24 protein-coding genes are annotated in these 20,627 nt (G+C 52.1%); 4 read left to right on the top strand and 20 right to left on the bottom strand.

Going from position 1 to position 20,627, the window contains the following annotated elements; all coding sequences use genetic code 11:
- Positions 1 to 266 precede the first annotated feature (266 nt).
- Positions 267 to 551 (top strand): hypothetical protein, encoded by a 285-nt coding sequence (locus tag FEK50_RS20085; protein ID WP_135524446.1) that lies wholly within the window; start codon positions 267 to 269, stop codon positions 549 to 551.
- Between the two features lie 350 nt (positions 552 to 901).
- Here FEK50_RS20085 and FEK50_RS20080 read toward each other — a convergent pair whose 3' ends face one another.
- Together FEK50_RS20080 and FEK50_RS20075 are read right to left on the bottom strand one after the other, a co-directional pair.
- Positions 902 to 1,207 (bottom strand): DUF4282 domain-containing protein, encoded by a 306-nt coding sequence (locus FEK50_RS20080; protein ID WP_042093893.1) that lies wholly within the window; start codon positions 1,205 to 1,207, stop codon positions 902 to 904.
- Positions 1,208 to 1,468: 261 nt separating this feature from the next.
- Positions 1,469 to 2,044: a hypothetical protein gene (locus tag FEK50_RS20075; RefSeq protein ID WP_138211673.1), complete on the bottom strand. Its 576-nt coding sequence runs from the start codon at positions 2,042 to 2,044 to the stop codon at positions 1,469 to 1,471.
- Positions 2,045 to 2,168: 124 nt separating this feature from the next.
- Here FEK50_RS20075 and FEK50_RS20070 point away from each other — a divergent pair, with 124 nt between their 5' ends.
- Positions 2,169 to 2,537 (top strand): hypothetical protein, encoded by a 369-nt coding sequence (locus tag FEK50_RS20070; protein ID WP_135524445.1) that lies wholly within the window; start codon positions 2,169 to 2,171, stop codon positions 2,535 to 2,537.
- 44 nt (positions 2,538 to 2,581) lie between these two features.
- On the opposite strand, the gene FEK50_RS20065 is transcribed toward FEK50_RS20070, so the two are convergent.
- From FEK50_RS20065 to FEK50_RS19985, 17 genes are all read right to left on the bottom strand, one after another.
- Positions 2,582 to 4,135 carry a conjugal transfer protein TraG N-terminal domain-containing protein gene (locus FEK50_RS20065; protein WP_053296111.1) on the bottom strand — a complete coding sequence of 518 codons (1,554 nt, stop codon included), beginning with the start codon at positions 4,133 to 4,135 and terminating at the stop codon, positions 2,582 to 2,584.
- A gap of 2 nt (positions 4,136 to 4,137) precedes the next feature.
- Positions 4,138 to 4,485: a hypothetical protein gene (locus FEK50_RS20060; protein ID WP_237581285.1), complete on the bottom strand. Its 348-nt coding sequence runs from the start codon at positions 4,483 to 4,485 to the stop codon at positions 4,138 to 4,140.
- Positions 4,478 to 5,932, bottom strand: a complete 1,455-nt coding sequence (locus tag FEK50_RS20055; protein ID WP_135524444.1) for an integrating conjugative element protein — start codon at positions 5,930 to 5,932, stop codon at positions 4,478 to 4,480. The genes FEK50_RS20060 and FEK50_RS20055 overlap by 8 nt, the downstream gene beginning before the upstream one ends.
- A gap of 13 nt (positions 5,933 to 5,945) precedes the next feature.
- Positions 5,946 to 6,920 (bottom strand): TIGR03756 family integrating conjugative element protein, encoded by a 975-nt coding sequence (locus FEK50_RS20050; protein WP_135524443.1) that lies wholly within the window; start codon positions 6,918 to 6,920, stop codon positions 5,946 to 5,948.
- Positions 6,917 to 7,312 (bottom strand): TIGR03757 family integrating conjugative element protein, encoded by a 396-nt coding sequence (locus FEK50_RS20045; protein ID WP_089644293.1) that lies wholly within the window; start codon positions 7,310 to 7,312, stop codon positions 6,917 to 6,919. Before FEK50_RS20045 ends, FEK50_RS20050 begins: the two co-directional genes overlap by 4 nt.
- Positions 7,313 to 7,917: 605 nt before the next feature.
- Entirely contained in the window at positions 7,918 to 8,121 is a 204-nt protein-coding gene (locus FEK50_RS20040) for a DUF1187 family protein (RefSeq protein WP_042093783.1), read from the bottom strand.
- A gap of 66 nt (positions 8,122 to 8,187) precedes the next feature.
- Entirely contained in the window at positions 8,188 to 8,532 is a 345-nt protein-coding gene (locus FEK50_RS20035) for a hypothetical protein (protein ID WP_131162456.1), read from the bottom strand.
- 100 nt (positions 8,533 to 8,632) lie between these two features.
- Positions 8,633 to 9,013, bottom strand: a complete 381-nt coding sequence (locus FEK50_RS20030) for an acetyltransferase (RefSeq protein ID WP_135524442.1) — start codon at positions 9,011 to 9,013, stop codon at positions 8,633 to 8,635.
- Between the two features lie 4 nt (positions 9,014 to 9,017).
- Positions 9,018 to 11,714, bottom strand: coding sequence for a conjugative transfer ATPase (locus FEK50_RS20025; RefSeq protein ID WP_135524475.1), 2,697 nt, complete (start codon positions 11,712 to 11,714; stop codon positions 9,018 to 9,020).
- Between the two features lie 251 nt (positions 11,715 to 11,965).
- Positions 11,966 to 12,358 (bottom strand): TIGR03751 family conjugal transfer lipoprotein, encoded by a 393-nt coding sequence (locus FEK50_RS20020; RefSeq protein ID WP_050187686.1) that lies wholly within the window; start codon positions 12,356 to 12,358, stop codon positions 11,966 to 11,968.
- A gap of 32 nt (positions 12,359 to 12,390) precedes the next feature.
- A complete protein-coding gene (locus FEK50_RS20015) occupies positions 12,391 to 13,881 on the bottom strand; it encodes a TIGR03752 family integrating conjugative element protein (protein WP_135524441.1) in 1,491 nt (496 codons plus the stop codon).
- A complete protein-coding gene (locus tag FEK50_RS20010) occupies positions 13,871 to 14,779 on the bottom strand; it encodes a TIGR03749 family integrating conjugative element protein (RefSeq protein WP_240782315.1) in 909 nt (302 codons plus the stop codon). Before FEK50_RS20010 ends, FEK50_RS20015 begins: the two co-directional genes overlap by 11 nt.
- Before the next feature lie 38 nt (positions 14,780 to 14,817).
- The gene (locus FEK50_RS20005; RefSeq protein ID WP_069914673.1) at positions 14,818 to 15,480 is read right to left on the bottom strand and encodes a PFL_4703 family integrating conjugative element protein; all 663 of its coding nucleotides are present in this window, start codon (positions 15,478 to 15,480) and stop codon (positions 14,818 to 14,820) included.
- Positions 15,477 to 15,842, bottom strand: a complete 366-nt coding sequence (locus FEK50_RS20000; protein ID WP_135524440.1) for a TIGR03750 family conjugal transfer protein — start codon at positions 15,840 to 15,842, stop codon at positions 15,477 to 15,479. Before FEK50_RS20000 ends, FEK50_RS20005 begins: the two co-directional genes overlap by 4 nt.
- Positions 15,843 to 15,854: 12 nt before the next feature.
- Complete coding sequence (locus FEK50_RS19995) at positions 15,855 to 16,253, bottom strand: TIGR03745 family integrating conjugative element membrane protein (RefSeq protein ID WP_170987251.1); 399 nt, start codon at positions 16,251 to 16,253, stop codon at positions 15,855 to 15,857.
- A 43-nt stretch (positions 16,254 to 16,296) separates the two neighbouring features.
- Entirely contained in the window at positions 16,297 to 16,539 is a 243-nt protein-coding gene (locus tag FEK50_RS19990) for a TIGR03758 family integrating conjugative element protein (RefSeq protein ID WP_000525827.1), read from the bottom strand.
- Positions 16,539 to 16,883: an RAQPRD family integrative conjugative element protein gene (locus FEK50_RS19985; RefSeq protein WP_001256160.1), complete on the bottom strand. Its 345-nt coding sequence runs from the start codon at positions 16,881 to 16,883 to the stop codon at positions 16,539 to 16,541. Before FEK50_RS19985 ends, FEK50_RS19990 begins: the two co-directional genes overlap by 1 nt.
- Positions 16,884 to 17,230: 347 nt before the next feature.
- On the opposite strand from FEK50_RS19985, the gene FEK50_RS19980 reads away from it, so the two are divergent.
- Both FEK50_RS19980 and FEK50_RS19975 read left to right on the top strand, forming a co-directional pair.
- A complete protein-coding gene (locus FEK50_RS19980) occupies positions 17,231 to 18,184 on the top strand; it encodes an omptin family outer membrane protease (RefSeq protein WP_001237404.1) in 954 nt (317 codons plus the stop codon).
- A gap of 241 nt (positions 18,185 to 18,425) precedes the next feature.
- Positions 18,426 to 19,436: a spore coat protein U domain-containing protein gene (locus FEK50_RS19975; RefSeq protein ID WP_000720071.1), complete on the top strand. Its 1,011-nt coding sequence runs from the start codon at positions 18,426 to 18,428 to the stop codon at positions 19,434 to 19,436.
- 66 nt (positions 19,437 to 19,502) lie between these two features.
- On the opposite strand, the gene FEK50_RS19970 is transcribed toward FEK50_RS19975, so the two are convergent.
- The gene (locus FEK50_RS19970) at positions 19,503 to 20,453 is read right to left on the bottom strand and encodes a hypothetical protein (RefSeq protein WP_126510098.1); all 951 of its coding nucleotides are present in this window, start codon (positions 20,451 to 20,453) and stop codon (positions 19,503 to 19,505) included.
- Positions 20,454 to 20,627 lie beyond the last annotated feature (174 nt).

The raw sequence follows: 20,627 nt of genomic DNA, 5'->3' as shown, positions 1-20,627 counted from the left end.
ACAACAGAAAAATTCATCTGCATTCTCCCTGGCGACACGGTTAAGCGTTGCGATCCTTCGGGTAATGAGTGCCTGAGCGCCAGGGTAGCGCAGACTGTTTAGGTATTGAGGGGTAACAAACCGGTGTTGCACACCGACTGCAGCATTCGCTGTACCTGTTTCCAGGTCGCCCCCGATACCACCCCTAATAAGTGGTATCGCCGGTTCGGCATCTCACTACATAAAACTCCTTAAAAAACAATAAAATTCTGCAAGAAGAACGGCCGATGAACGTTATTCACGGTATCGTCTGTACGTTTGCAGAGAAGGTTGAAAAAGCACTCTCACGTCTGGTCACTTCTTCAAATGTTAAAAAACATCCCGTGACGCGACGGTTTGTGCGGGTTCGTAAAGCAGACGCGCATGCGTCACTTTGTCATCGTTACACGCCGACAAAAGTGACGCCGCGCAGCTTCAAACTCCACGTACGCACGCAAGCAGCCAGATTTCAAATGGCCTTATGCGGTGTGTACAGTCGTAAGAAGCCCGGGGCGAATGCCCGAACAGATTAAAGACGTCAGTCCGTTGTTTACGGACGACTACAGACCGATCATAGCGGTACTGAATGGAAGTAAAAAAAGCCCTCATCGTCGCGTCATAATGCGCTTTTTGTGACGACATTCTGCTCTCAAGAGCGCGCAGATTTACCTCATTCACGTGGAATGCACCATCCTTTCAGGTTCAGGAGGTGTTTAGCTAGCCACCCGAAGGCGTTCCTCACAGGCTATACGGAACATTGGTGGTCGCATAGCGACAATTATTGCGGGGAAAGATTAGCAAGACGGACTTTTATATGTCAACCCTTTTACAGGAGGATTTTATTTATAAAAAAGGCCGGTTAACACCGACCTTAGCTGTTATATCAGATATGATTATCTGAAGAAGAAGGTATTTCAGTCTCAGATACATCTCTTATTTTTTCGGGAACTGCATCAGCTATTTTCTTAAGCTGCTTATATATATTAAACATCAAAATAACCATCTCACACCCAACTCTCAAACCTATAACACCAAATACAAGACCAATAAATCCTGCAAAGAAATTGGCGAACATTCCTATGACGCCGCCAACGATTGTGATAACAAGAAAAATCCAATAGATAACTTTTATTATCTTTGGAGTAATCATCTCATCAAATTCAAGCCACTGCCGCAAAGTATTATTCATATATCAACCTCTACATATAAAACCAACTACTCTAACAAAATAATACAAGCTTAAGTAAAACAGTTTCTCTTCACTCCTTATTTTATCCGCCATTAATAAATTATATTTGTCAATTGAAGAACAGTATTCTGTTATCTTTTACCCTCCAACTTCAACCGAAATTAAACGACAAAGTAGCAAACACAATAATAAACAAACTAAGAACAATTTTCTTTCTGATAATTACATCCCATCATCAAACCATTACTCCTGTCCATAATGTTATCTGACTCTTCCTTCTGCCACATCCTTTACTCGATTAAATAACGGCGCAAGCGTTGCTTCTTTCAGATGCCCTGGAGCCGGTGATGCGTACGTTATATAAAGACGACTCCCTTTACCATTTTTTTCAACTTCAATGGTAAGATGATCATCAAACTGACCGCCATCCCAGTCACTCCCCATTTTGTAATAGCTACCAGGCATCGCATCCCATATATGTCCATTATCTTTTATTGCCGAAGCCTGCCATTTCCCATCCGTAGTTCCATTATTACGAATAGCGTCAACTTCCTCATTCGAATAAAATTTATAGTACCGTTTTAATCTTCCTGCAGCTGTATCAACATCAACGGGGATCTCCGTTACATTTTCCCGTTTATCCCTTTTAGTCGGCGCTTTCTGTGACAGCCACGGCATACCATTATCAGCAGTTGATGAATTATTACCGCGTAATGCACCAGTCAAAGCAAAGGCACCATCACTGATTTTCTTGTTAACTGCAGCAATCTCATCAACAGAACAGGCGGTTAACGTCAGACATGAGACACAAACAAATAACAATTTTTTGCTCAACATTTGCACCTCTTTTTAAGATGTTTATCAGTAGATTCTGTATGGTTTTTCACCTATATTTATACAAAAATAGCTTATGGTTTGAACATTAAATTCATCTCATTGGACTGAAAATTAGGAGTTTTTCATGACGAGCAACAACAATGCTGCTTACCTCAGGGGAAGACGAATTGCAATGCGATGGAAGCGTATCAAAACCTTTCTCTATCACATTGATATGTTTTGTATAAATGTAGCCAGCAAACATCACCTGCCCGGCTGGACTGGTCGCATTCCTGTTATGTTGCTGTTAACGGTCATCGCAATCTGTGGCATTTTCAGCCTGTTTGCAGCGTTATGCTGTTTCTTCCTTATTGCAGCCCCTTTCTGCCTTATGGCAATGATGAAAAATTTGCCGGAAATAGAAATTGAGAAAAAAGATACGGCCGAAGGTTTTACTATTGGCCCCCAAGGGCTAGGTTATTATGTAAATGGCTACAGAGTCGACGACGACTAAATAAAACCACGCTACTTAGCCGTAGCGTGGTACTTCCTGCGTATTTATGACTTTTTGCTCATTTTCATTACATTATCCACCTCGCTTACGATTTTACCCTTGCCTTGCATAGCCATTTGCGTCCCTGTATCTGTCACATCAGAAGCCTGTTTTCCTCCACCTGATACTGTTGATTCAATTCCTCTACCAATATTCACTCCAGCCCACGATAATGCACCAAGCCAGACTGCTGGTAACAGTAAGAACATGCTTCCTACCACCATGGTCAGAATTGTGTCATCTGATGTGTTCTGAAAACCGGCAAGATTGGCCATACTGTGAGTATCCGAAAAATACAGCGCAGTAAACATGTTTGAATCAACCCACCGGGTCAGCTCCCACCAGAACGTCAGGAAATTGGTCGCAAAAATCACAAATGTCAGCGTAATCACCGTCTTTATCTCGTACGCCGCAAACGCCAGAATCAGCGGCAACATCACGTAAATAGCCATCAACAGGATCCCCTGCATCATGGGTAATGCCTGTCGCATTGAATCCAGTGCAGGAAAGGCCAGCACACTTCCCACGCCAGCCCCAACAGTGGAAACTGTCCGGTTGATGGCATTAAAAAACGTAAAATCTGCATTCCCGCCATAACCGGCATAGGCCCTGCCCCCATGCGACACCGTCATGTTCACCGGACTGACCAGACGGCGTATCACCGCTTCTTCATACTCCTTGCCCGTATTCCCGATCATTTTCATCGTAGCCGACAGACGCAGCCACATACCGGGATCGGCCTGTTTCATCACCCTGCTTTTCAGCCCGACATCCGCCTCATTCCACCACTCATTACAGGTCGGGTAACCACCACGACCTGTGTTTGGTCGCCCACTGTCCCTGGCCTCATTCCACGGGAATGCACTTCTCGGCATCTTCGACTGCAGCGCATTGTAATAACGCGACTGGAATGTCCTGCTGCCAATCCACTCAATATCCCGCAGCGTATTTTTATCCGTTGTCATTCCCTGATCCTGGTGCTTCCAGCTGTACAGTGCCAGTGAGTAGCAGTCGTTGGTAAAATCCTGCAGCTCTTCAATCAGTGCCTTGTTATTGAGCCGGGTATGCTGAACCTCGAAGCGCATCTGCCGCATATCCGGCGTACAGGGAATGGACGCCACGGCAGCCTGAGTCACCCCTTTTGAAAGTTTGTGCACCATCAGCCACCACAGCGGGATCTGCGCCGTTTTACCGTCCATGCTGGAAATCACGCCTGCATACCCGGTCTTATCCGGTGCCTTCGGCGTCCATGTTCCACACTGCTTCGCCCGGTTGCCGTCATACTCAATAGTCCCCAGACTGACATTAACCAGCGGCACACAGCAACTGATAATCACAAAGAACCCCATGTACAGAGCATGTTCAATACGGGGCAGTGAAAGCAGCCCCTTATTCCCCTCATCCTCCCCTTCTTCCCTGACCCGCAGCCAGATCCCAATAACCTTAAATACCAGCGGCAATGCAAACAGCCCGGTTCCCAGCAGCACATTCCACAGGCCGTTATTAATCAGCCAGCCCAGCAGGGTCAGAAAATATTCAAGATAGCTGTTTGTTGTCATCATCAGCCTCCCTGCGCCTTCAGCAGCGCGTATTCACAGACCAGAATAAACGCCACACTGGCGCAACAGATACGTATCAGTGGCTGGCGGTATTCCGCCCGGAATCCCGGCGCATGCACAATACGCCAGATCCCCCAGCCCAGCAGGATATAAATGAACAGACGCCAGATCAGCCAGCCAGAACGGTGAGCCCTCATCCATTCACTGAACGCAGATACGCTCCCCGGATAACGAATGGCAACATCTGCGATAAACAACGCCAGCACCATAAAAATCAACAATGCACCGCTCGTATATACGATTTTTTTTAGTTTTTGTTTTTTGTTATCTGTTTTCAGACGCTCACTCATCCTCATTTCTCCCCTGCTCCAGCTGGTTAATACGGGTATCTGTGTTATCCGCACTTTCCGTCTGCGGGTTAACGCCAACACGCTGATTTTCACGCTCAATAATGGTCAGTACGCTGTTGCGGGCCAGCTCACGCTTCAGCTCCATCTCGTTTTTCAGTGCTGCAATCTCCCGGTCCAGCGCCTCAATACGGCGACTTCCTTCTTCAATCGCGACATCCTGCGCTGCAGCATACGGCTCAGACATCCCCGTCATAATCATTCTGCGCATCAGCAGTGCCGTCTCCACCGTATCCGCCATTGCCAGTTCGCCGGCCAGACGTCCGGTCAGTGCGGCATTATCCGGATCCCGTTGCAACGCCTTAATCACTCCGGCCGTTACCGTCAGACTGCCGGACCGGAGTTTGGCCAGATTCGCTGCTGTCGGTTTTTCCGTGCCATTAACCAGCTTCACCAGTTGTTCTGTATTCACTTTCACCGCTTCTTCCAGCATCGGCGTGAACCCGGTTCCTGCAACCGCCACTCCCGGCTGTTGGTCTTCATCCCCGCTGGTACACTCCGCTGCGTTCCCGCAGGTCCGCATGGAACGATCACCCAGCACTTTCACCACCGCCTTTGCCGCCTCTTCAGCATTACTGAACTTACTGCAGACACTTCCGGTGCAGCTGGAGGTTCCGACCGTTGATGTACTGGTAACCGGCAGGTTATTCATCATGTTAAAGCCCGCTGCGGCCAGATCATGTGTGGGGCGAATAGCCGACTGCCCGGCACCACCACGGGCCTGACCGCCAATCCATTTCCGGCCTTCTTTCCCGGTAACCTTACGGCCGGCATCATCCCCCCGGACGGCATCACCATCCCCTGAGTTCACAATTTTCTTGTACTCATCCAGCATTGCTGCCTGTGTCCACTTACTGCTGTCCGAAAACTCCATCATGCGCTTCGCCATGTTCTGGCAGTTCAGCTGTGCCTTGTCGAATGCTACATTTGCCTGTAATACCCCGTTAGTCAGGGCGTCATAAAGTCCCGGATTAGCCCGCTGGATAACCATCGCCGGCAGGCTGGCCACCGCGCCCGTCGCCCCCTGTATCACATCCCCCATCAGGTTTTTAAAACCGTCCGTTACCCCGTTCAGCTGATTGCTCACCGTGGTTTTCAGGTCAAAGTTGCCGCACATCAGATTGCTGCTCCAGCCAATATCCACCCCGAGCTTCTTCATGTTGCTTCGGGTTGCCGGCTGCGATATCACTGACCCGCCCCCCAGGGTGTAAAACAGTTTGTCCGAGATGGCACCGTCAATGGATTTCCCGTACCCGATGGCGCTGTCATTCACCTGTGGCAGGGAGAGACCGAACGTACCGCGTTCATTCTCCGCCGCGCCGGCCATTGTGCTGCAGGCCAGCATGACTGCCAGTGCCACGACATTTATCAGTTGTGGTTTATGCTTCATGATTTGCTTTCCTCTAAAAATTCGTACTGCCCAGAAATTTCTGGCCCCGCTTTTTGCAGCAACTGTAGGGACGCCACAGGGCAAAAGCGGCATTACCGTCCTCCGGCGCGGCATGGCTGCCATCCGGAAACACGGCGCAGGATGAAGAAACAGAAGGGGTCAGGCGCTGCCACTTGTGATTACGGGTGCCGGTATTTTCTTCCACCGCATTCGGTGGCCAGTAGCCATCCTTTTTTCGGCCTTTCAGCGACTGATAGACGTGAGGTTCTCCGGTGCGTGTGATGATGTCCGCCACCCGCTGGGCAACCAGGGCTGCCGCTTTGTCATCATCGGTCTGGCTGACAAAACCGGAACGGGGGTAGATATTTCCCCACATGTCTGCATTACGCTGACTCCCCAGCTCCCGTCTGCCGGGTATCATGGCTTCGGGATACAGGGATTCAGGCATGCCGGTGCGCCAGGCAAGAGTGTCCAGTGTGCTGAGAAAATAAGGCTTCAGTGGAGTGGCAGCAGACTCACACGAATACCCAGGAATGCTGCCCCCGATAAGCAACGTGGCCGGATGTCCCAGCGCATCCGCGTATTTGAAACGGATGGCGGATTTACGCTGCCCCGGTAATTTCATATCTGCCGGGTTTCCCCCGCCGGCAGACAACCCGGCAATCCCGCTGCTGATGGCGTTCTCCACACCGCCGGATGCCTGACTGACCAGAGCCATCTCCTGCCAGGGATTACCGCCCGGTGCGGTATAAGTGGACACCACCGCTTCAGGAATAAAATGTGAAACCTTCACGGACGTCCGGACCTTACAGCCAAAGGGCGTACAGTACAGCCAGTAACAGATACCACTGACCCGCCAGCTGATGCAGCTCTGAGAGACAGCACTGGCCACTATCTGTGTCGTATTCAGGGAAGCGCCGGCCACGGAAACAGTCGCTGTCCACAACAAAAATGCGCCGGCATAACGTCGTGTTTGCAGCTCCGTCATGGCTGACCTCCCTGACTCCTGAGCCGCTCAGCCTGTGCCACATCGGTGGTGCCGTATACCACTTCCCGGTCGTCGAACACCACCGCAGGGTATTTTTCAAGCCCCAGCAACCAGGCGTGGGTCACCAGGCGGTAACGTTCTGCAAGGTCAGCCTGTGCAGACGCCCATTCAGGGGACTGCATGTGCTCACGAACAACAGCCTCAGCGGCTTCAGGGTCAGCCGGCAACGGACCGAAAAAAGCGTCCTGCAGTTGCTGTGGCCCGTCGAGTAACACGACCTGCACTTCAGGAGGCAGGTTAACCGGCGGATGCGCCGAATCGGTATAAACAGTGGTGCCGGCAACGGATATCACCGGCAGGGCAAGAAAGGAATACAACAGCTTCCGGTACATGAAATAACTCCTTCAGACAATACATGTCTGACAGCGTGCTCAGAAGCACAGGGAAGGTCATCAATAAATTCAAAACCGGAAACTGAAAATTAACGATGAAATGAAGAATTAAGATTTTTTCTGATATTTTTCATTGCCCTTCTGTCTGAAAGGCAACAAAATAACAAACGGAAGTATGCTGTCCCCAAAATCAGAGAGTGTTCTCTCTTTTTTGACGACCTGGAAATCTGACACGAGAGGGAACACTCTCATCCTTCGGGATAAGGCGTTATCACGTCTCTTTTAACCTCATGAAGCTGACACCCCCAGTGATAACGCTTTATCCCAAAGCATCCTCCTGAATTCTGGTATTATCCATAACAGAGCCAGCCATTAATAAATCAGATAATAATCGGAATTGTTTTCTCATTTTTCTGCAGATATGATAATTTTCGGATTTTCGTCAATCCCGGACATAAAAAAAAGCCGGGCAGATATGCCCGGCAGAGACCTCAACGTCTCAACATAAGGGATTATTCATCAGTTTGCATGCCCTTACAGTATCACTGTAAGGCAACACAATATATCAGCCAGTCAAAGTCATCGTCATTATTACCAGTATATTTTCAGACTTTTTCATCCACAATACTTTCACAATAGAAATTTTCAATTCGGGTTTTAAGCATACAGGTCTGCTCCGGTTCTTTGGGAACAGAGAACATCTTCTCGCACTCAGTACGAGTCATTTTACTTCCGGAATAACGGGTCCAGAATACCGGTGGATTGCCGGGCTTCATTATCGTTGCCGTAATTTTATAACGAACCGCCATACATCATCTCTGCAATCAATATATCTTCGACTGAGCCATCACCTGTGACGTAAGCGCGAAAAAAAGTCAGCGGGACGGCAATGACTCATGCGAAGACACACTAAAAAGAGCCCGCCATTCCTGCGGGCAAAACGTCCTGAGTAATGATAACAATGAAACAACACAACCCGGGAAATTGTGCCCGGGCTTTCCGGGATTTTTCAATCCGCCAACAAAATTTTCAGAGTTTTTCAGTAAATCACCGAAATCAGAAATAAAAAAACCGCACCGAAGTGCGGAAAAAGAACATGGAAAAATGCTGGAAATCTTACTGACAAGAGCAGAATACATAATAAAAGTGTCTGCAATGCAATAATAATAAAAATATGCAGCCTTCTGTAATATTCTGGTTTGTTTTTCAGATTTTTTCATTAACTCCGCCAGCAGACTCCCGGGAAGCGACTTAATCTGAGCACAACGGCCCCGGTCAGTACGCAAGCCAGAACCGCATCAAAGTAAATGTACATCCCCTTCACTTTAACCCGGCCAGCCACAGCAGCAGATAACACAAATCAGCGGCATCGGTCACCAGGATATACCAGCGGGGATGTGCATACTCCTCCTCTGACGGCCAGCTCTCATGACCGCTCACGGTCAGCAGGAGATTTACCTGCCGGCCCGACCGCCCTTCCAGTGTCACCGCCACACTGCTGTTTACCCCCACACGCTGTGGCTGGCAACAGATACGCGTCACCTGCCCCAGTTGCTTCTGCAGATGCCCGCGCAGACGCTCAAGATTATCCCGGGTGGCACGACTGGCACCGGGCTGCCCCTGTGGCGGCAACACAAACACACTTCCGGCAGGGTGCCCCTGTGACAACTCTTCCGGCTCCGGATATTTCAGGCACAGCATCGTCTTACTCCCCGTCAGTCAGCCCACGCAACCTGTCCAGCTTCCGGGCCACATGAAATGCCGCTTCCAGCTCGCTGCACTGATGCGTTTTCATTAACGCCCGGCGCTCCGCCTTCTCCTCCTTCTCCGTCATCCCCAGCGCCAGGTAAATACTCGGGGGCACAACCCGGAACAGCGCCTCCACCTTCTTCGCCAGGACCACCCCTTCCGTGTAACACCCCGGCAGTTTGCCGGCTGACAGCAGCACCGCTTTCTGCTCCTCTGTCAGGGCTTTAAAGCGGGCAATGTTATTCACTTCCTCCGGCGGCATGGTCAGACACACCCACCACTCGGCCATATTCAGCATCTTCTCGGCGACATCCGGATAGTCCTTCAGGTTCTGCGTGGCCAGCCACAGCCAGGCACCCAGCTTGCGCCACATTTTCACCACCTTGGTCATGTACGGGGACAGCAACGGATTCACCGTCACAATGTGTGCCTCATCCACCGCAAACAGAATATCCCGCCCCAGATACTGGTCACGCTCCGCGATGTTGTTAATCATGTTGGTCATCGACACCATGGTCAGCGCCATCTGGGCTTCATACCCCTCACGGGCCAGATGCCCCAGGTCAATCAGCGTCACATCCGCTTCCGGCCACAGCGCACCTTCCCGGTTAAACAGCTCCGCTTCAAAACTGCCCGGCTGGGTGAACATCCCCAGCGCTTCCGCCATCTCTGCCGCTTTCGTCCGCCGGAGTTCATTTCGCTGACTGTCCCGGGAGATTTCCCACAGTGCCGACTGCAAATCCGCCGGCAGCATCTGGCGTCCCTCCCGGTATGTGGTGTGCGTGGCCATCAGCAGGGCTTCGCGGATCATCGCCCTGTCCGCCCGTTTGAGTGCCGCCTCTTCCTTCGGATCTCCCCCGGTGATCATCATGCGGGCAGAGATCTCCATTTCTCCCAGGATATCGCGCTGGTCCCCGTTCTCATCCTGCGTGTCATCATCAATCTCCGGCAACGCCTGTTCATCCACATCCTGCAGGGTCTGTCCCTGTGCCACCAGGTGATGTGCATCCGCAAACGGCGGCAGGCTGACACCGGTGCCCGGTTTCACGCTGATTTTGTTGACGCTCAGCCCGAGGCTCTCAAAATAATCGGCAAGCAGCCCGAACGAGTTCCCGGCTTCAGCAATAAAAAGACGGGGGCGATGTACGGCCATGATCTGCGACAGCGAGGAGCACAGCGTGGCGGATTTCCCTGCGCCGGTCGGACCAAACAGCAGCAGGTGCGCATTCTGGGTGCGGTCCATTTTATTCAGCGGATCAAAAGTCAGCACATCCCCTCCCCGGTTAAAGAAACTGAACCCGGGATGACCGGTGCCTGTTTCCCGCCCGGTCACCGGCAGGAGCCCCGCCAGATGCTGCACCCACATCAGACGCGTGTACCACTGTTTCCTGTCCGTATCCGGGTCAAAACACATGGGCAGCGCACGCAGCCAGCTGTTCAGTGGCCCCACATCAAACTCCGGACGTACCGGCTGCAGGCCGGCACCCAGCAGTGCCGTGGTCAGGGCCACCCGCTTACGCTTCAGGCTGTCCATATCCTCAGCCCGTAACAGAAAACTGATCCCCGCCCGGTAAAGTTTGTGGCGGTTTCCCAGATATTCCTTCACGGTGGCCACATCCTGACGGGCACGAATGGACTCTGTGTTTTCCCCGACCGCATTTTTTGACAGACGGGTAAAACGCTCCTCGAGTGTGTCCTGCGGCTGTACCACAATGGTCATGCACAACAGGGTGCCTTCAGGGAACGTATCCATCAGGGCATTCACCGTCTTTTCGCCCCGGGCCTTCTCACCGGTCAGCGTCCCTGCCTCCGGAGGCGTACGCAGTTTCTCCACCACCACGGCGGCATGCGGAAGTCCGTCCAGCCACCACACACCGTTTTCCGGATCCGACACCGGCGGCGTGAACCAGAGACTTTCCGCAAAGTCGGTCATCACCGGCATCATGCCCTCCGGGGTCTCCTGCGGCGCTGCACGGGTGGCCAGACGGTACAGTGTGTCCCTGTCCACCCACTCTGGCCGGGGGTTGAACAGTCTGAGCAGCCAGCCATGTACCTGCAGACCGTTCATACGGGTACAGCGCACCCCCGCCCCGCCCAGCGCCCCCACCACGCGTTCACACACCTGGTTCAGCATCGCCACCGGCGGCATCGGGTCATGGCTGTTTTTCCCGATACGGCGGTACACCACCATCCGGGTCCGTCGCTGCTGACCACGCCAGGGCTGACCGGTCACCAGCGTGTCCGTGAAAAGCCCTTCAGGACGGGCAATTCCCCGAAGATGCCGTTCCATCTCGCCCAGCCAGGCCTCTGTAAAAGCGGTGCGCTGCGCATGGGGCTTCACATACCCCCTCAGATGGTCAAGATACGCATCCACATCATTTTCATCCTGACAGAAGAACTGCACCACCCAGGGGTGGGTGTCGTATTCATCAAAACTGTCCTGCAGGGCATCCTCCACCGTGTCACGGATTTGCTCAAGACGCTCTGCCGTGCGCCCTTCCGTGGCCGCCGGTGTCACCTCATACACCGCCCCGACCGACACCCCGTCATCCAGCAGCAGGCACTGCTCTTCATCCAGGTATTCCACCCAGGGCAGAAAATCAATAATGGACGGGCCCGCATGGTAAATCTTCGCCTCTTCCCGGCGCGTCATTCGCCCGGGGCGGGTCAGGTTACGGGGAATACCGGCGTCACCGGCACCGGTTTCATGCGCACACGCGGCTGATGCCACTGCCTGTGCAGGCGCTTCCGTCTTTACTTTCTTTTTAAACAAAGGAAAAACCATCTGACTGACATGAACGCATCCCGTCTGCCTGACACAACAGCCTTTCAGCGTTCCTCCCGAAAATGCGTTGATAAACCGCCGGCATCACACCGGCACAGTCACTCAGCTCATCCGCCCCGTCAGAACGCTGCCGTGCGTTCACCGGGCATCGCATACTGCGTCTGGCTGTAAAATGAAAACACCGTGCTGTAGCCCGGTACCGGTGAATTCCCTTCTGCAAGGTGCGGAAAGACATACATCACCATGTCCGGATTGGGCAGACGCGGAAACTGCTGGCTGATTTCACTCTCCTGTGTCCGGCTGTAACTGCGGTCCGTCTGCGCAGCGTCCTGCTGTTCCGTTTCTGTCAGCGGACGCCGCAGTGTGTCACGGGCTGCCGCAGCAGAGCGGGCGCTTCCGCCGCCAGACTGCCCCTGCCAGATTTCCAGCATCGACTGGTCCCCGGCGGGCAGCAGTTCCTCTTTTGACGTCGCACAGCCAGACAGTGTCAGCGTGACGGTAATCAGGGTCATTACAGAAAAAAAATGCTTCACGGTTTACTCCCTCAGTCCAGACCACCCTGTGCATCCGCCTCTCCCGGCAGGGTGAAGTCATAACGCACCTTACGGCCCTGGTCTTCGTAATCAATCGCCAGCTGGCGGGTGATGTGAACGGCCAGCCTTTTTCCCGGTGGCACATAAATGGCATCAAACGTCTGCCCGTAACGCTGCTTCACCCACTCTGCTGTCTCATTCATTCCGCCGGAAATCGCCTTACCCAGTGCCGCCTCCCCGGCACTGCCGGTCAGCGCAGAAGAAAGGCCGTTGACGTTATTCTGCGTGGTGTACTGCCCCTGACTCAGGGCCTCACCGGCCGCCCCCGCGGCAGACAGACCGAAAATGGTGGGCAGGTATGTGGCAGCATTGGACTTACGGGTGCCACTGATACACGGAATGCCATCCTCATCCGAAATCCAGCCAATGCCGCCGGTGTTATTCCCGTTCTTCGCATTCCGGTTGCTGTTGGTGGTGCCGTTCACATCCGGTGCCGGCAGCGTGCGAACCCGCCCGTCAGCGAACACAAAGGTGATACTGTTCACCTGGCCCCGCACACAGGAGAGCGTCCAGTCACCACTGGCGGTACCGGACACCACGGCCCCTTCCACATCCGGCAGTTCAATGCCGTTGGCAGTCAGGTTGTCCTTACCGATAAGCACCTTGAACGGATAAGGGTCTGTCACCGTACCGTTGACCGGCACCCGCCCCAGCAGGGCCGTCATTGCCCGGCTCCCGACCAGGGTGGCATTCTCCGGCAGGGTGTAGACGGCCTGTGTGGTGGCCTGTTGTTTCTCGTTACTGTATCCCTTCACCTGCTGTTCATACGCCGCCTTCTGACGGGTCAGCGGGTTATCATCCAGAAAGGAGGTGGGGAAACGGGGACCACTTTTGCCCCCTGCCACATCCCGCGGGTCAGGCTGTGACTGGTCAGCCGGCGTCACCCACATCAGGCCATCGCCCCCCTGTGACACCGTGCTTCCCGGAGAACCACTCAGTCCGTCAAGCCCCAGCCCGAGGGGAATATCGCTGTCAGTATTTGCCTTACTGGTGCCACCCTGCTGCGCCAGCTGCTCCGTCAGGGACTGCACCTTTGCCATCAGGGCGTTCTGCTCGTTCTGTAACTGGCGCTGCTTCTCCTCATAACTTTTCTGCAGTCCTGCCACGGCATCGTTCAGCTGACCGGACACATCCGTTCCGCGTTTGCGCAGTTGTTCATTCTCCTTCAGCAGTTTGCTGTTCTGTTCGTCCAGCGTCTGCTGACGTTCACGAACCTGATTGAGACGCCCGATAAGCGTGCGCAGGGTATCTTCCGGCGTGTCGCCCTCAACACCCAGCGCCTTCAGTTCCTCCTGAGACAGAGTCCCCAGGACCTGTGTCTGCTGTGCTGACGGATCTGATGACGACGCGGGATCACCACAGCTTTTAAGCCCGATGAATACCCCGCCCACAACCACAACGGGCACCACAAATTTGACCAGCATGTTGGATTTAATCTGCACGATTCACCTCCCCGCGGGTGCTGCCCCCTGTCTTACGGGCTGTGGTGACTTTACGTCGGACTGGCTCTGCGATAAACGCCCTGTCCGGTCTGCCCTCTGTCACCAGATACAGTGTTGTGGTGTCCTCCGGTGTACCGGCAGGTCCCAGCCAGCGATGCTGGAACGTGGCGGTCACAAAGTTTCCCTGCAGTGCCCTGGGGTCCAGCACCACCTTACGGCTGACCGTGTTGATGAGCTTCAGCGCCACCACCGTGCGTCCGCCAGCGCCCCATGCCGCCAGTGGCGTGACGGTCAGGGGCTCTGACGGATACAGGGTGGTGATGCGTCCGGGCAGATGATGACTGACCGGGTGAACACCCGGCACCGCCTCCAGAGTCCTGAGCGGGGCATACAGGGACTGGGCGGCGTAACGGGTCAGTAACACCGGCAGGGGTGCGCTGTAACGAACCGGCTGACGACGGGCCTGCGTACCGTCATCCTGTCCCGGTGCCCGCGACTGACCGGCGGAGGTTTTGCCGGATGAGGACGCCGGTTTCATCAGGTCAGTCGCCTGAATGACCGTGCTGACCTCACCGCCATACACAATACGTACCGGCTCAGAAGGCCCCTGTTCACCGGCGGTGACATCGAGCAGAATAATTTCCCCGGTCTCCACATCCTGCAACTGCAGCCGTGTCTGTGAAAAGGCACTGTCCGCCTTCAGGTACACGGCACCACCGGTACTCTGTACCCGCAGCTTACCGTTCAGTGCCGGCGGGAATCCCACCCGCACATTTTTGTCCGCAAAAATCACCCGCTCCTGCCCTACCTTCAGGGGTACGGATAACGGAATACGCTCCCACTTCATCAGTTCGTCAGCATGCAGCACAAACGGGGATATCAGTAACGGAAGCGCCATCAGGCTATTCCGGAGGAAATGACGAACGGTGGCTACCATCACTGCGCACCTCCCGGGCCTGAAGACACCGGCGCGGCTTCCAGCCGTTGTGGTGTACCGCTGTAGCAGTCAAGTGCCAGCCCGAAGGGGTTATGCTCCGGGTCCCCCTCCCAACGCACCACTTTCAGGGGATAACGCACCAGCGCACGTTTGACCGGCTCGGCATGAAAATACTCATCCGCCACCAGGTCCAGACGTACCAGCCAGTTATCCCGGCCCTGTACGGTCACCGGATTTTTGTTGTAGCGCCCTCCGTACCCGTGCTCAGGGATTTCATACACCACGCGCACACGGTCAAGCAGTTCCCCCGCATCCTTACGGCGGCGGGCATCGTTCTCCATCAGTTCACGGCATGACGGCGTCAGATAGGCCGACAGGGCATGAATTTTAGCCGGGTAATCCACTTCACCGTTCTTCGGCCAGGCATTTAACTGCTGGAAGATATAAAAGGCGAAGGAGTAAACCGTCGACGGGGGAACTTCCCACCACGGTCGGGTACTGCCGGAACGCAAATCCGGCGGGTTATGAATGGTCAGACGGCTGGGAGCAGTCATCCAGCCAATACAGGCCAGCAACAGAAATCCTGCCAGTACGGCACTGATAATGCGCAGGCTGCGGATATGCTGGTCCCTGTCCTGAAGGGCGTGACGAAAACGACTCATAAGACTCTCCTTACCGGCCGGGAACGGCGCAGGGACCAGCCCTGCGCCTCCATAATCAGCGATGAACGGCCCATACCGGCACGACACTTTTTCTCCTCCAGCCGCTGCCAGAGCCAGTTATCCGGTTTACCGCGCTTCATCCGGGTGATCCAGCTTCCGCCAAACCAGACCAGCAGCAGCGGCGTAACCATTATTCCTGTCGGGATAATCACCCAGCCGGTCAGCGGAAGCAGCGGTAACGGCCAGAGCAGGCCGAGACCGGCACCGGTCAGTGCGGCCAGTCCCAGCTCCGGCGTGGTAAAACCGCGGAACACGGCCGGCTCCACGTTAAGGCGATCGGGTAAAAAATGAATGGTCTGCATGGGCGGCGTTCCTTACAGAATGATGGAAGCCGATTTGGTCAGCAGCCAGATCACCGCAACCAGCAGGATCACCCCCACCACCACAATGGCCCCAAACTGGCTCCAGCCCTTTTTACCGTCCTGCACTTCATGAAAGGTGGAAATCGCCGCATTCGCCACAACAATGAAAGCAATGGCCGCAATAATCAGGCCACCCAGCACCACACCGTCCTGGGAATAGCCTTTAATCTGCCCGAACAGCCCGCTGCCACCGCCGGAGGACGGGGGCTCCATGGTGGGCAGATCAGCCAGCGCCGGCTGCATACTCATCCGGAGCAGCAGACACAGTGAGAACACAGCCTTCCACAGGCGTAACAGCATTGTGCGCGGCAGAGAAACAACACGTTTCAGAAAACGAAAACACCACTTCATAAATACAAAATCCTCATAATCATGATTCAGATAACAACTCACCTCAGCTGGCAAACATCCAGATACTGAGAACCAGCAGGAGAGTCAGCCGGATAAAAAAGCGCCCCAGCATTGCGCTGCGGACCTTCTCATTACTCCAGCCCGCCCAGACATCCAGCAGCGCCCAGGCCGCCCAGAGAAACATCACAGCAAAAAGCAGCCCGAGTGACAGCAGATGCAGGGTACTGATATCCATTTCCCCGGATGCTGCTTTAAAGGCGGAGGACTGCACGGCAGACATGCCCATCAGGGACGCTCCCGCCGGTAGTGCCCGTTCACGGCTGACGTTGTGCGGGGCTGAGCCCGGGAAGGCGTGAGATAGCGGTCAATGCCATCACGAATGGTCTCCAGATCGGCACGCACCCGGGGATAATCAAAGAAGTAACGGGATGGCTCAGACGAGCCGGACTGTACAGCGGCCACCCGGGCCCGCTCCAGCGCCGCCTGCACCTGGTCAAGCTGGCGCATGGCAGTGGCCAGTTCATCCTGTTCAGCCGCCTGAACGGATATGGCAAAGGTGGAAAGAAACAGCATCCCCGCAGCACCGGCCAGACGGCCGGCACGGCGGGATGATGCCGAAAAAGAACGCATACGCACCTCCTTCAGAGTTAAACGGTGCGTACAGAATGCGTAAGGGCAGGAGATGAGTCAGCGATAAACTCTTTTTATAAAATAAAAAATTAACCGTATTGCATATCAATACAGGCACAGGTTTTTCATTCCTGGTGATAACAGAATACAGATATTTAATTCAAACAAACCGCTGCAATTAACATGATAATTATCAATGACATGACAAATGAAATTTTCTGATTTCTGGCATCCGGAGCAATTATTTTAAACAAAAGTCAAACAAAACAATGTTTCACAATTGACGGAAAAATAAAAAACAAACGAATATTTGTCTGAGTAATCAGACTGAAAGGAGTCATATTATTATGCGATTAAAGCTTCTGGTAATGGCATTATCTGCTCCCGTTGCACTCAATGCTCTGGCCACCACTGAACCTTTTGCTTTTACCCCTGAAAAGGTCAGTACAGAACTGAGCCTGGGAACACTGAGCGGTAAAACCAAAGAGCGTGTTTATGATCCTGAAAATGGTGGGCGAAAAGTCAGTCAGCTGGACTGGAAATACAGTAATGCCGCTATTATTAAAGGCACCATTAACTGGGATCTGCTCCCCCGTTTGTCTGTTGGTGCATCAGGCTGGACGACCCTCGATCACAAAGGGGGGAATATGGTTGACAGTGACTGGCTGGATAAAAACAAACCGGACATCTGGACACATGAAAGCAGGCATCCTGATACCCGCCTTAATTTTGCCAACGAATTTGACCTTAATGTCAAAGGATGGCTCTTAAATGAACCCAATTACCGCCTTGGCCTCATGGCGGGATATCAGGAAAGTCGTTACAGCTTCACCGCCAGAGGCGGTTCCTATATCTACAGTTCTGATGAGGGGTTCAGAGATGATGTTGGCACATTCCCAGACGGAGAAAGAGCCATAGGCTACAAACAGCGTTTTAAGATGCCCTACATTGGCCTGACGGGCAGTTACCGTTATGAAGATTTTGAACTGGGGGGCACATTTAAATACAGTGGCTGGGTGGAATCCTCTGATAATGATGAGCATTATGACCCGAGTAAAAGAATCACATATCGAGAAAAAGTCAAAGACCAGAATTACTACTCTGTAGCCATTAACGCTGGTTATTATGTAACGCCGAATGCAAAAGTTTATGTTGAAGGTACGTGGAATCGGGTCACTAATAAGAAAGGTGATACAGCACTTTATGACCATAATGATAACACTTATGACTACAGCAAAAATGGCGCAGGTATCGAAAATTACAGTTTCATAACCACAGCAGGCCTCAAGTACTACTTCTGATACTCTGGTCGGGCTGTCCGCCCGGCCTTTTGACACAGCTCCTCCTTAAGCAAACACAGTTAATCCCCGGAACTGGTTGCGTTCTCCTGCGCCCCCAGATGTTTCACCGTTAACATATAGCCCTGATAAAAATAAATGACTTCTTATAATTTTGTTGTAATCTGGGTTCTTTAAATTCATTTTTCCTGATGTAATTATATTACAACTGCCGCAGTGTATTCTTTTTATGGCAGAAATTGTAATGAAAAAAATAATTTTTCTGTTAGCACTGACTGGCATCTCAGTTTCTTCATCTGTTCATGCTAACTACCGATGGTTTCTTTTTGAGCCTAAGAATGATGTGTTCAGGGATATTGATGTCACTTATGACGATTATACCGTTTCGGCCACCACTTCCATGCCATCTTCACTGAGTGGGATTTCTTCAGGGAAAGTGATTCGTACTATCTGTTCCGGAGGCCCCGGAACATTACCCGCAGAACAACAAAAAACAGGATGGATAGCCATTCCCACACGAGAAATTCAAAGCGGCGGTTTGAAATTCAGGGCTGAACCGGTTCTGGGTGGAGGATGGGAAAGGCCTGTCTTCCCTTATCCCGCAACATACTCAATGGCAGTGAATCAGATAACCAAAAACACACCTTTGGGGGAGTGCTGGACTCTGGGAAGCAGCACTCTGGTCGACTGGTGGGCACCCGCAGCATCCATAAAAATGACCATTCCCAGACAATCCGTGCCTGCAGGTGTATATAATGTATCCATCCCCTATAAATACGCCTATGAGGAACACAAACACGCAGGTTCAACATATCCTGGCAGCAGCATTATTTCAGATGTTCTTTCTGTCCCGGATAAATATATTAATGCACGTGTTACAGTAGTTTCTAAATGCGATATCAGTACGAAATCCATAAATCTGTCTCACGGTGAAATGGCAGGCAGGCTTGCCGACAAAAACAAAACCCGACCCTATAACGTCAATCTTACCTGTCGTGAGGGAACTTCTGTCTCTGTAAAGCTGACAGGGAGTCACACAATATCAGGAAAAACTGAAAATTTTACCCGATGCGGAGATGGAGGTGTTTGTGAGCTGCTCTTTAACGACGGAAACGGAGATAAATATAAAGACACATTCCGCATAAGCGGCACCAAAACGCTTGCCGTCACATCCACTTATCATCTGAACGATATCAGTCATCCGGTTGCTGGCTCCTTTACAGGAAGCGGGATTATGCAGATTCTCGTTAACTGATTAATCAGAAAAAAGATACTCATCAAACAATGGCGCATCATGAAGGCGCCATTGTTTGATATTTTGTTAATCATAAAGTGCCGTAAGGACTGAAACACCATATAATTCGCCGGCAGCATCGGATTTCCCCTGCAGAGTTGAAATCACCCTTAATTTACTGTTATCTATCACTGCAGAAACAGGGTTATCAGAATATTCTTTGTCTGATATTTTAAGCGTAAGTCGGCTACTGACACCATTCCCCAGCTCCACCTTTTGAGGCTGGAACTGAAATCTCACCCCTGTGGGTATCTCACATGATAAAGACAACTCTTTACTGATAACCTTGCTTCCGGAAACCACATCCGGGGTCATTGCCCCATGTTTTAATACCAGCTCATTATTCACTGATGTTATTTCACACTTATTTTTAATCGTAAATTCAAGAGAAAAATATCCGGTCACATTACTCGTCCCGACATTTCCCGCTTTCCATGTATCCTGAAAATCCCTGTTTGCATTACCATCCGTTGAGGAGCCCCATGCCAGTATATATGGTACATCCAGCTGATATCGTCCCGAAGGAAGCCCGTTGCCTGATAAGGCTATATTTACCTGCCCGGCCCGAATAGCGGCATGAATTCGTTGCCAGACTCCCTGTGTATTAACGCCACACCCTTCATTTGTTTGCTGAACAAAAACAGCCTGCCACCTGTTATCTGTGGGGACTGTAATGACATTACCAGATAATGTCAGCGTCAACTGTGCTGAAGAACCTGGCAGTGATATTTGTTTAGGGACAGCAACGGAATAGGAAGAGAAACCGGCAAAATCTCGCAAAGACTTATAAAGAGAATCCTGACCACCACCATTCCATCGCCCATGGGTTTTAATATTTACCTTGTTAAACTGGTCCCCCACAAAAGAGCTTGTAAACCCAACATTATTCCCGACATAATGACCAACACAAATTGTGCTTGCTTTTACACCAAAACTGACAAAAAAGGCTGTCAGAAAAAAGCAACGAGAAATCAGCATTTTTCCTCCCTGCGACACAGAATCACAACGTATCAGTGAATGCGTCCGCGCTATGAAACTTCGTACACAAAAGATTACAAAAAAATTTTATGAAAAAAGTACTGACGTATTATTGTATTTGCGCTGTTACAGCAGTTAATTTAACAAAAAGCCATTAATTTAAATTCTGCTTAT

Source organism: Escherichia sp. E2586 (genome assembly GCF_005781105.1).
Lineage (GTDB): Bacteria > Pseudomonadota > Gammaproteobacteria > Enterobacterales > Enterobacteriaceae > Escherichia.
The sequence above is the reverse complement of the archived record's forward strand: the minus strand, read 5'-3'. Positions and strand labels throughout refer to the sequence as shown.

Coding starts and splice junctions, on each gene's coding strand:
- FEK50_RS20085 (WP_135524446.1), top strand. CDS start 267: ATGAACGTTATTCACGGTATCGTCTGTACGTTTGCAGAGAAGGTTGAA.
- FEK50_RS20080 (WP_042093893.1), bottom strand. CDS start 1,207: ATGAATAATACTTTGCGGCAGTGGCTTGAATTTGATGAGATGATTACT.
- FEK50_RS20075 (WP_138211673.1), bottom strand. CDS start 2,044: ATGTTGAGCAAAAAATTGTTATTTGTTTGTGTCTCATGTCTGACGTTA.
- FEK50_RS20070 (WP_135524445.1), top strand. CDS start 2,169: ATGACGAGCAACAACAATGCTGCTTACCTCAGGGGAAGACGAATTGCA.
- FEK50_RS20065 (WP_053296111.1), bottom strand. CDS start 4,135: ATGACAACAAACAGCTATCTTGAATATTTTCTGACCCTGCTGGGCTGG.
- FEK50_RS20060 (WP_237581285.1), bottom strand. CDS start 4,485: ATGAGTGAGCGTCTGAAAACAGATAACAAAAAACAAAAACTAAAAAAA.
- FEK50_RS20055 (WP_135524444.1), bottom strand. CDS start 5,932: ATGAAGCATAAACCACAACTGATAAATGTCGTGGCACTGGCAGTCATG.
- FEK50_RS20050 (WP_135524443.1), bottom strand. CDS start 6,920: ATGACGGAGCTGCAAACACGACGTTATGCCGGCGCATTTTTGTTGTGG.
- FEK50_RS20045 (WP_089644293.1), bottom strand. CDS start 7,312: ATGTACCGGAAGCTGTTGTATTCCTTTCTTGCCCTGCCGGTGATATCC.
- FEK50_RS20040 (WP_042093783.1), bottom strand. CDS start 8,121: ATGGCGGTTCGTTATAAAATTACGGCAACGATAATGAAGCCCGGCAAT.
- FEK50_RS20035 (WP_131162456.1), bottom strand. CDS start 8,532: ATGAAAAAATCTGAAAAACAAACCAGAATATTACAGAAGGCTGCATAT.
- FEK50_RS20030 (WP_135524442.1), bottom strand. CDS start 9,013: ATGCTGTGCCTGAAATATCCGGAGCCGGAAGAGTTGTCACAGGGGCAC.
- FEK50_RS20025 (WP_135524475.1), bottom strand. CDS start 11,714: ATGACGCGCCGGGAAGAGGCGAAGATTTACCATGCGGGCCCGTCCATT.
- FEK50_RS20020 (WP_050187686.1), bottom strand. CDS start 12,358: ATGACCCTGATTACCGTCACGCTGACACTGTCTGGCTGTGCGACGTCA.
- FEK50_RS20010 (WP_240782315.1), bottom strand. CDS start 14,779: ATGGCGCTTCCGTTACTGATATCCCCGTTTGTGCTGCATGCTGACGAA.
- FEK50_RS20005 (WP_069914673.1), bottom strand. CDS start 15,480: ATGAGTCGTTTTCGTCACGCCCTTCAGGACAGGGACCAGCATATCCGC.
- FEK50_RS20000 (WP_135524440.1), bottom strand. CDS start 15,842: ATGCAGACCATTCATTTTTTACCCGATCGCCTTAACGTGGAGCCGGCC.
- FEK50_RS19995 (WP_170987251.1), bottom strand. CDS start 16,253: ATGAAGTGGTGTTTTCGTTTTCTGAAACGTGTTGTTTCTCTGCCGCGC.
- FEK50_RS19990 (WP_000525827.1), bottom strand. CDS start 16,539: ATGGGCATGTCTGCCGTGCAGTCCTCCGCCTTTAAAGCAGCATCCGGG.
- FEK50_RS19985 (WP_001256160.1), bottom strand. CDS start 16,883: ATGCGTTCTTTTTCGGCATCATCCCGCCGTGCCGGCCGTCTGGCCGGT.
- FEK50_RS19980 (WP_001237404.1), top strand. CDS start 17,231: ATGCGATTAAAGCTTCTGGTAATGGCATTATCTGCTCCCGTTGCACTC.
- FEK50_RS19975 (WP_000720071.1), top strand. CDS start 18,426: ATGAAAAAAATAATTTTTCTGTTAGCACTGACTGGCATCTCAGTTTCT.
- FEK50_RS19970 (WP_126510098.1), bottom strand. CDS start 20,453: ATGCTGATTTCTCGTTGCTTTTTTCTGACAGCCTTTTTTGTCAGTTTT.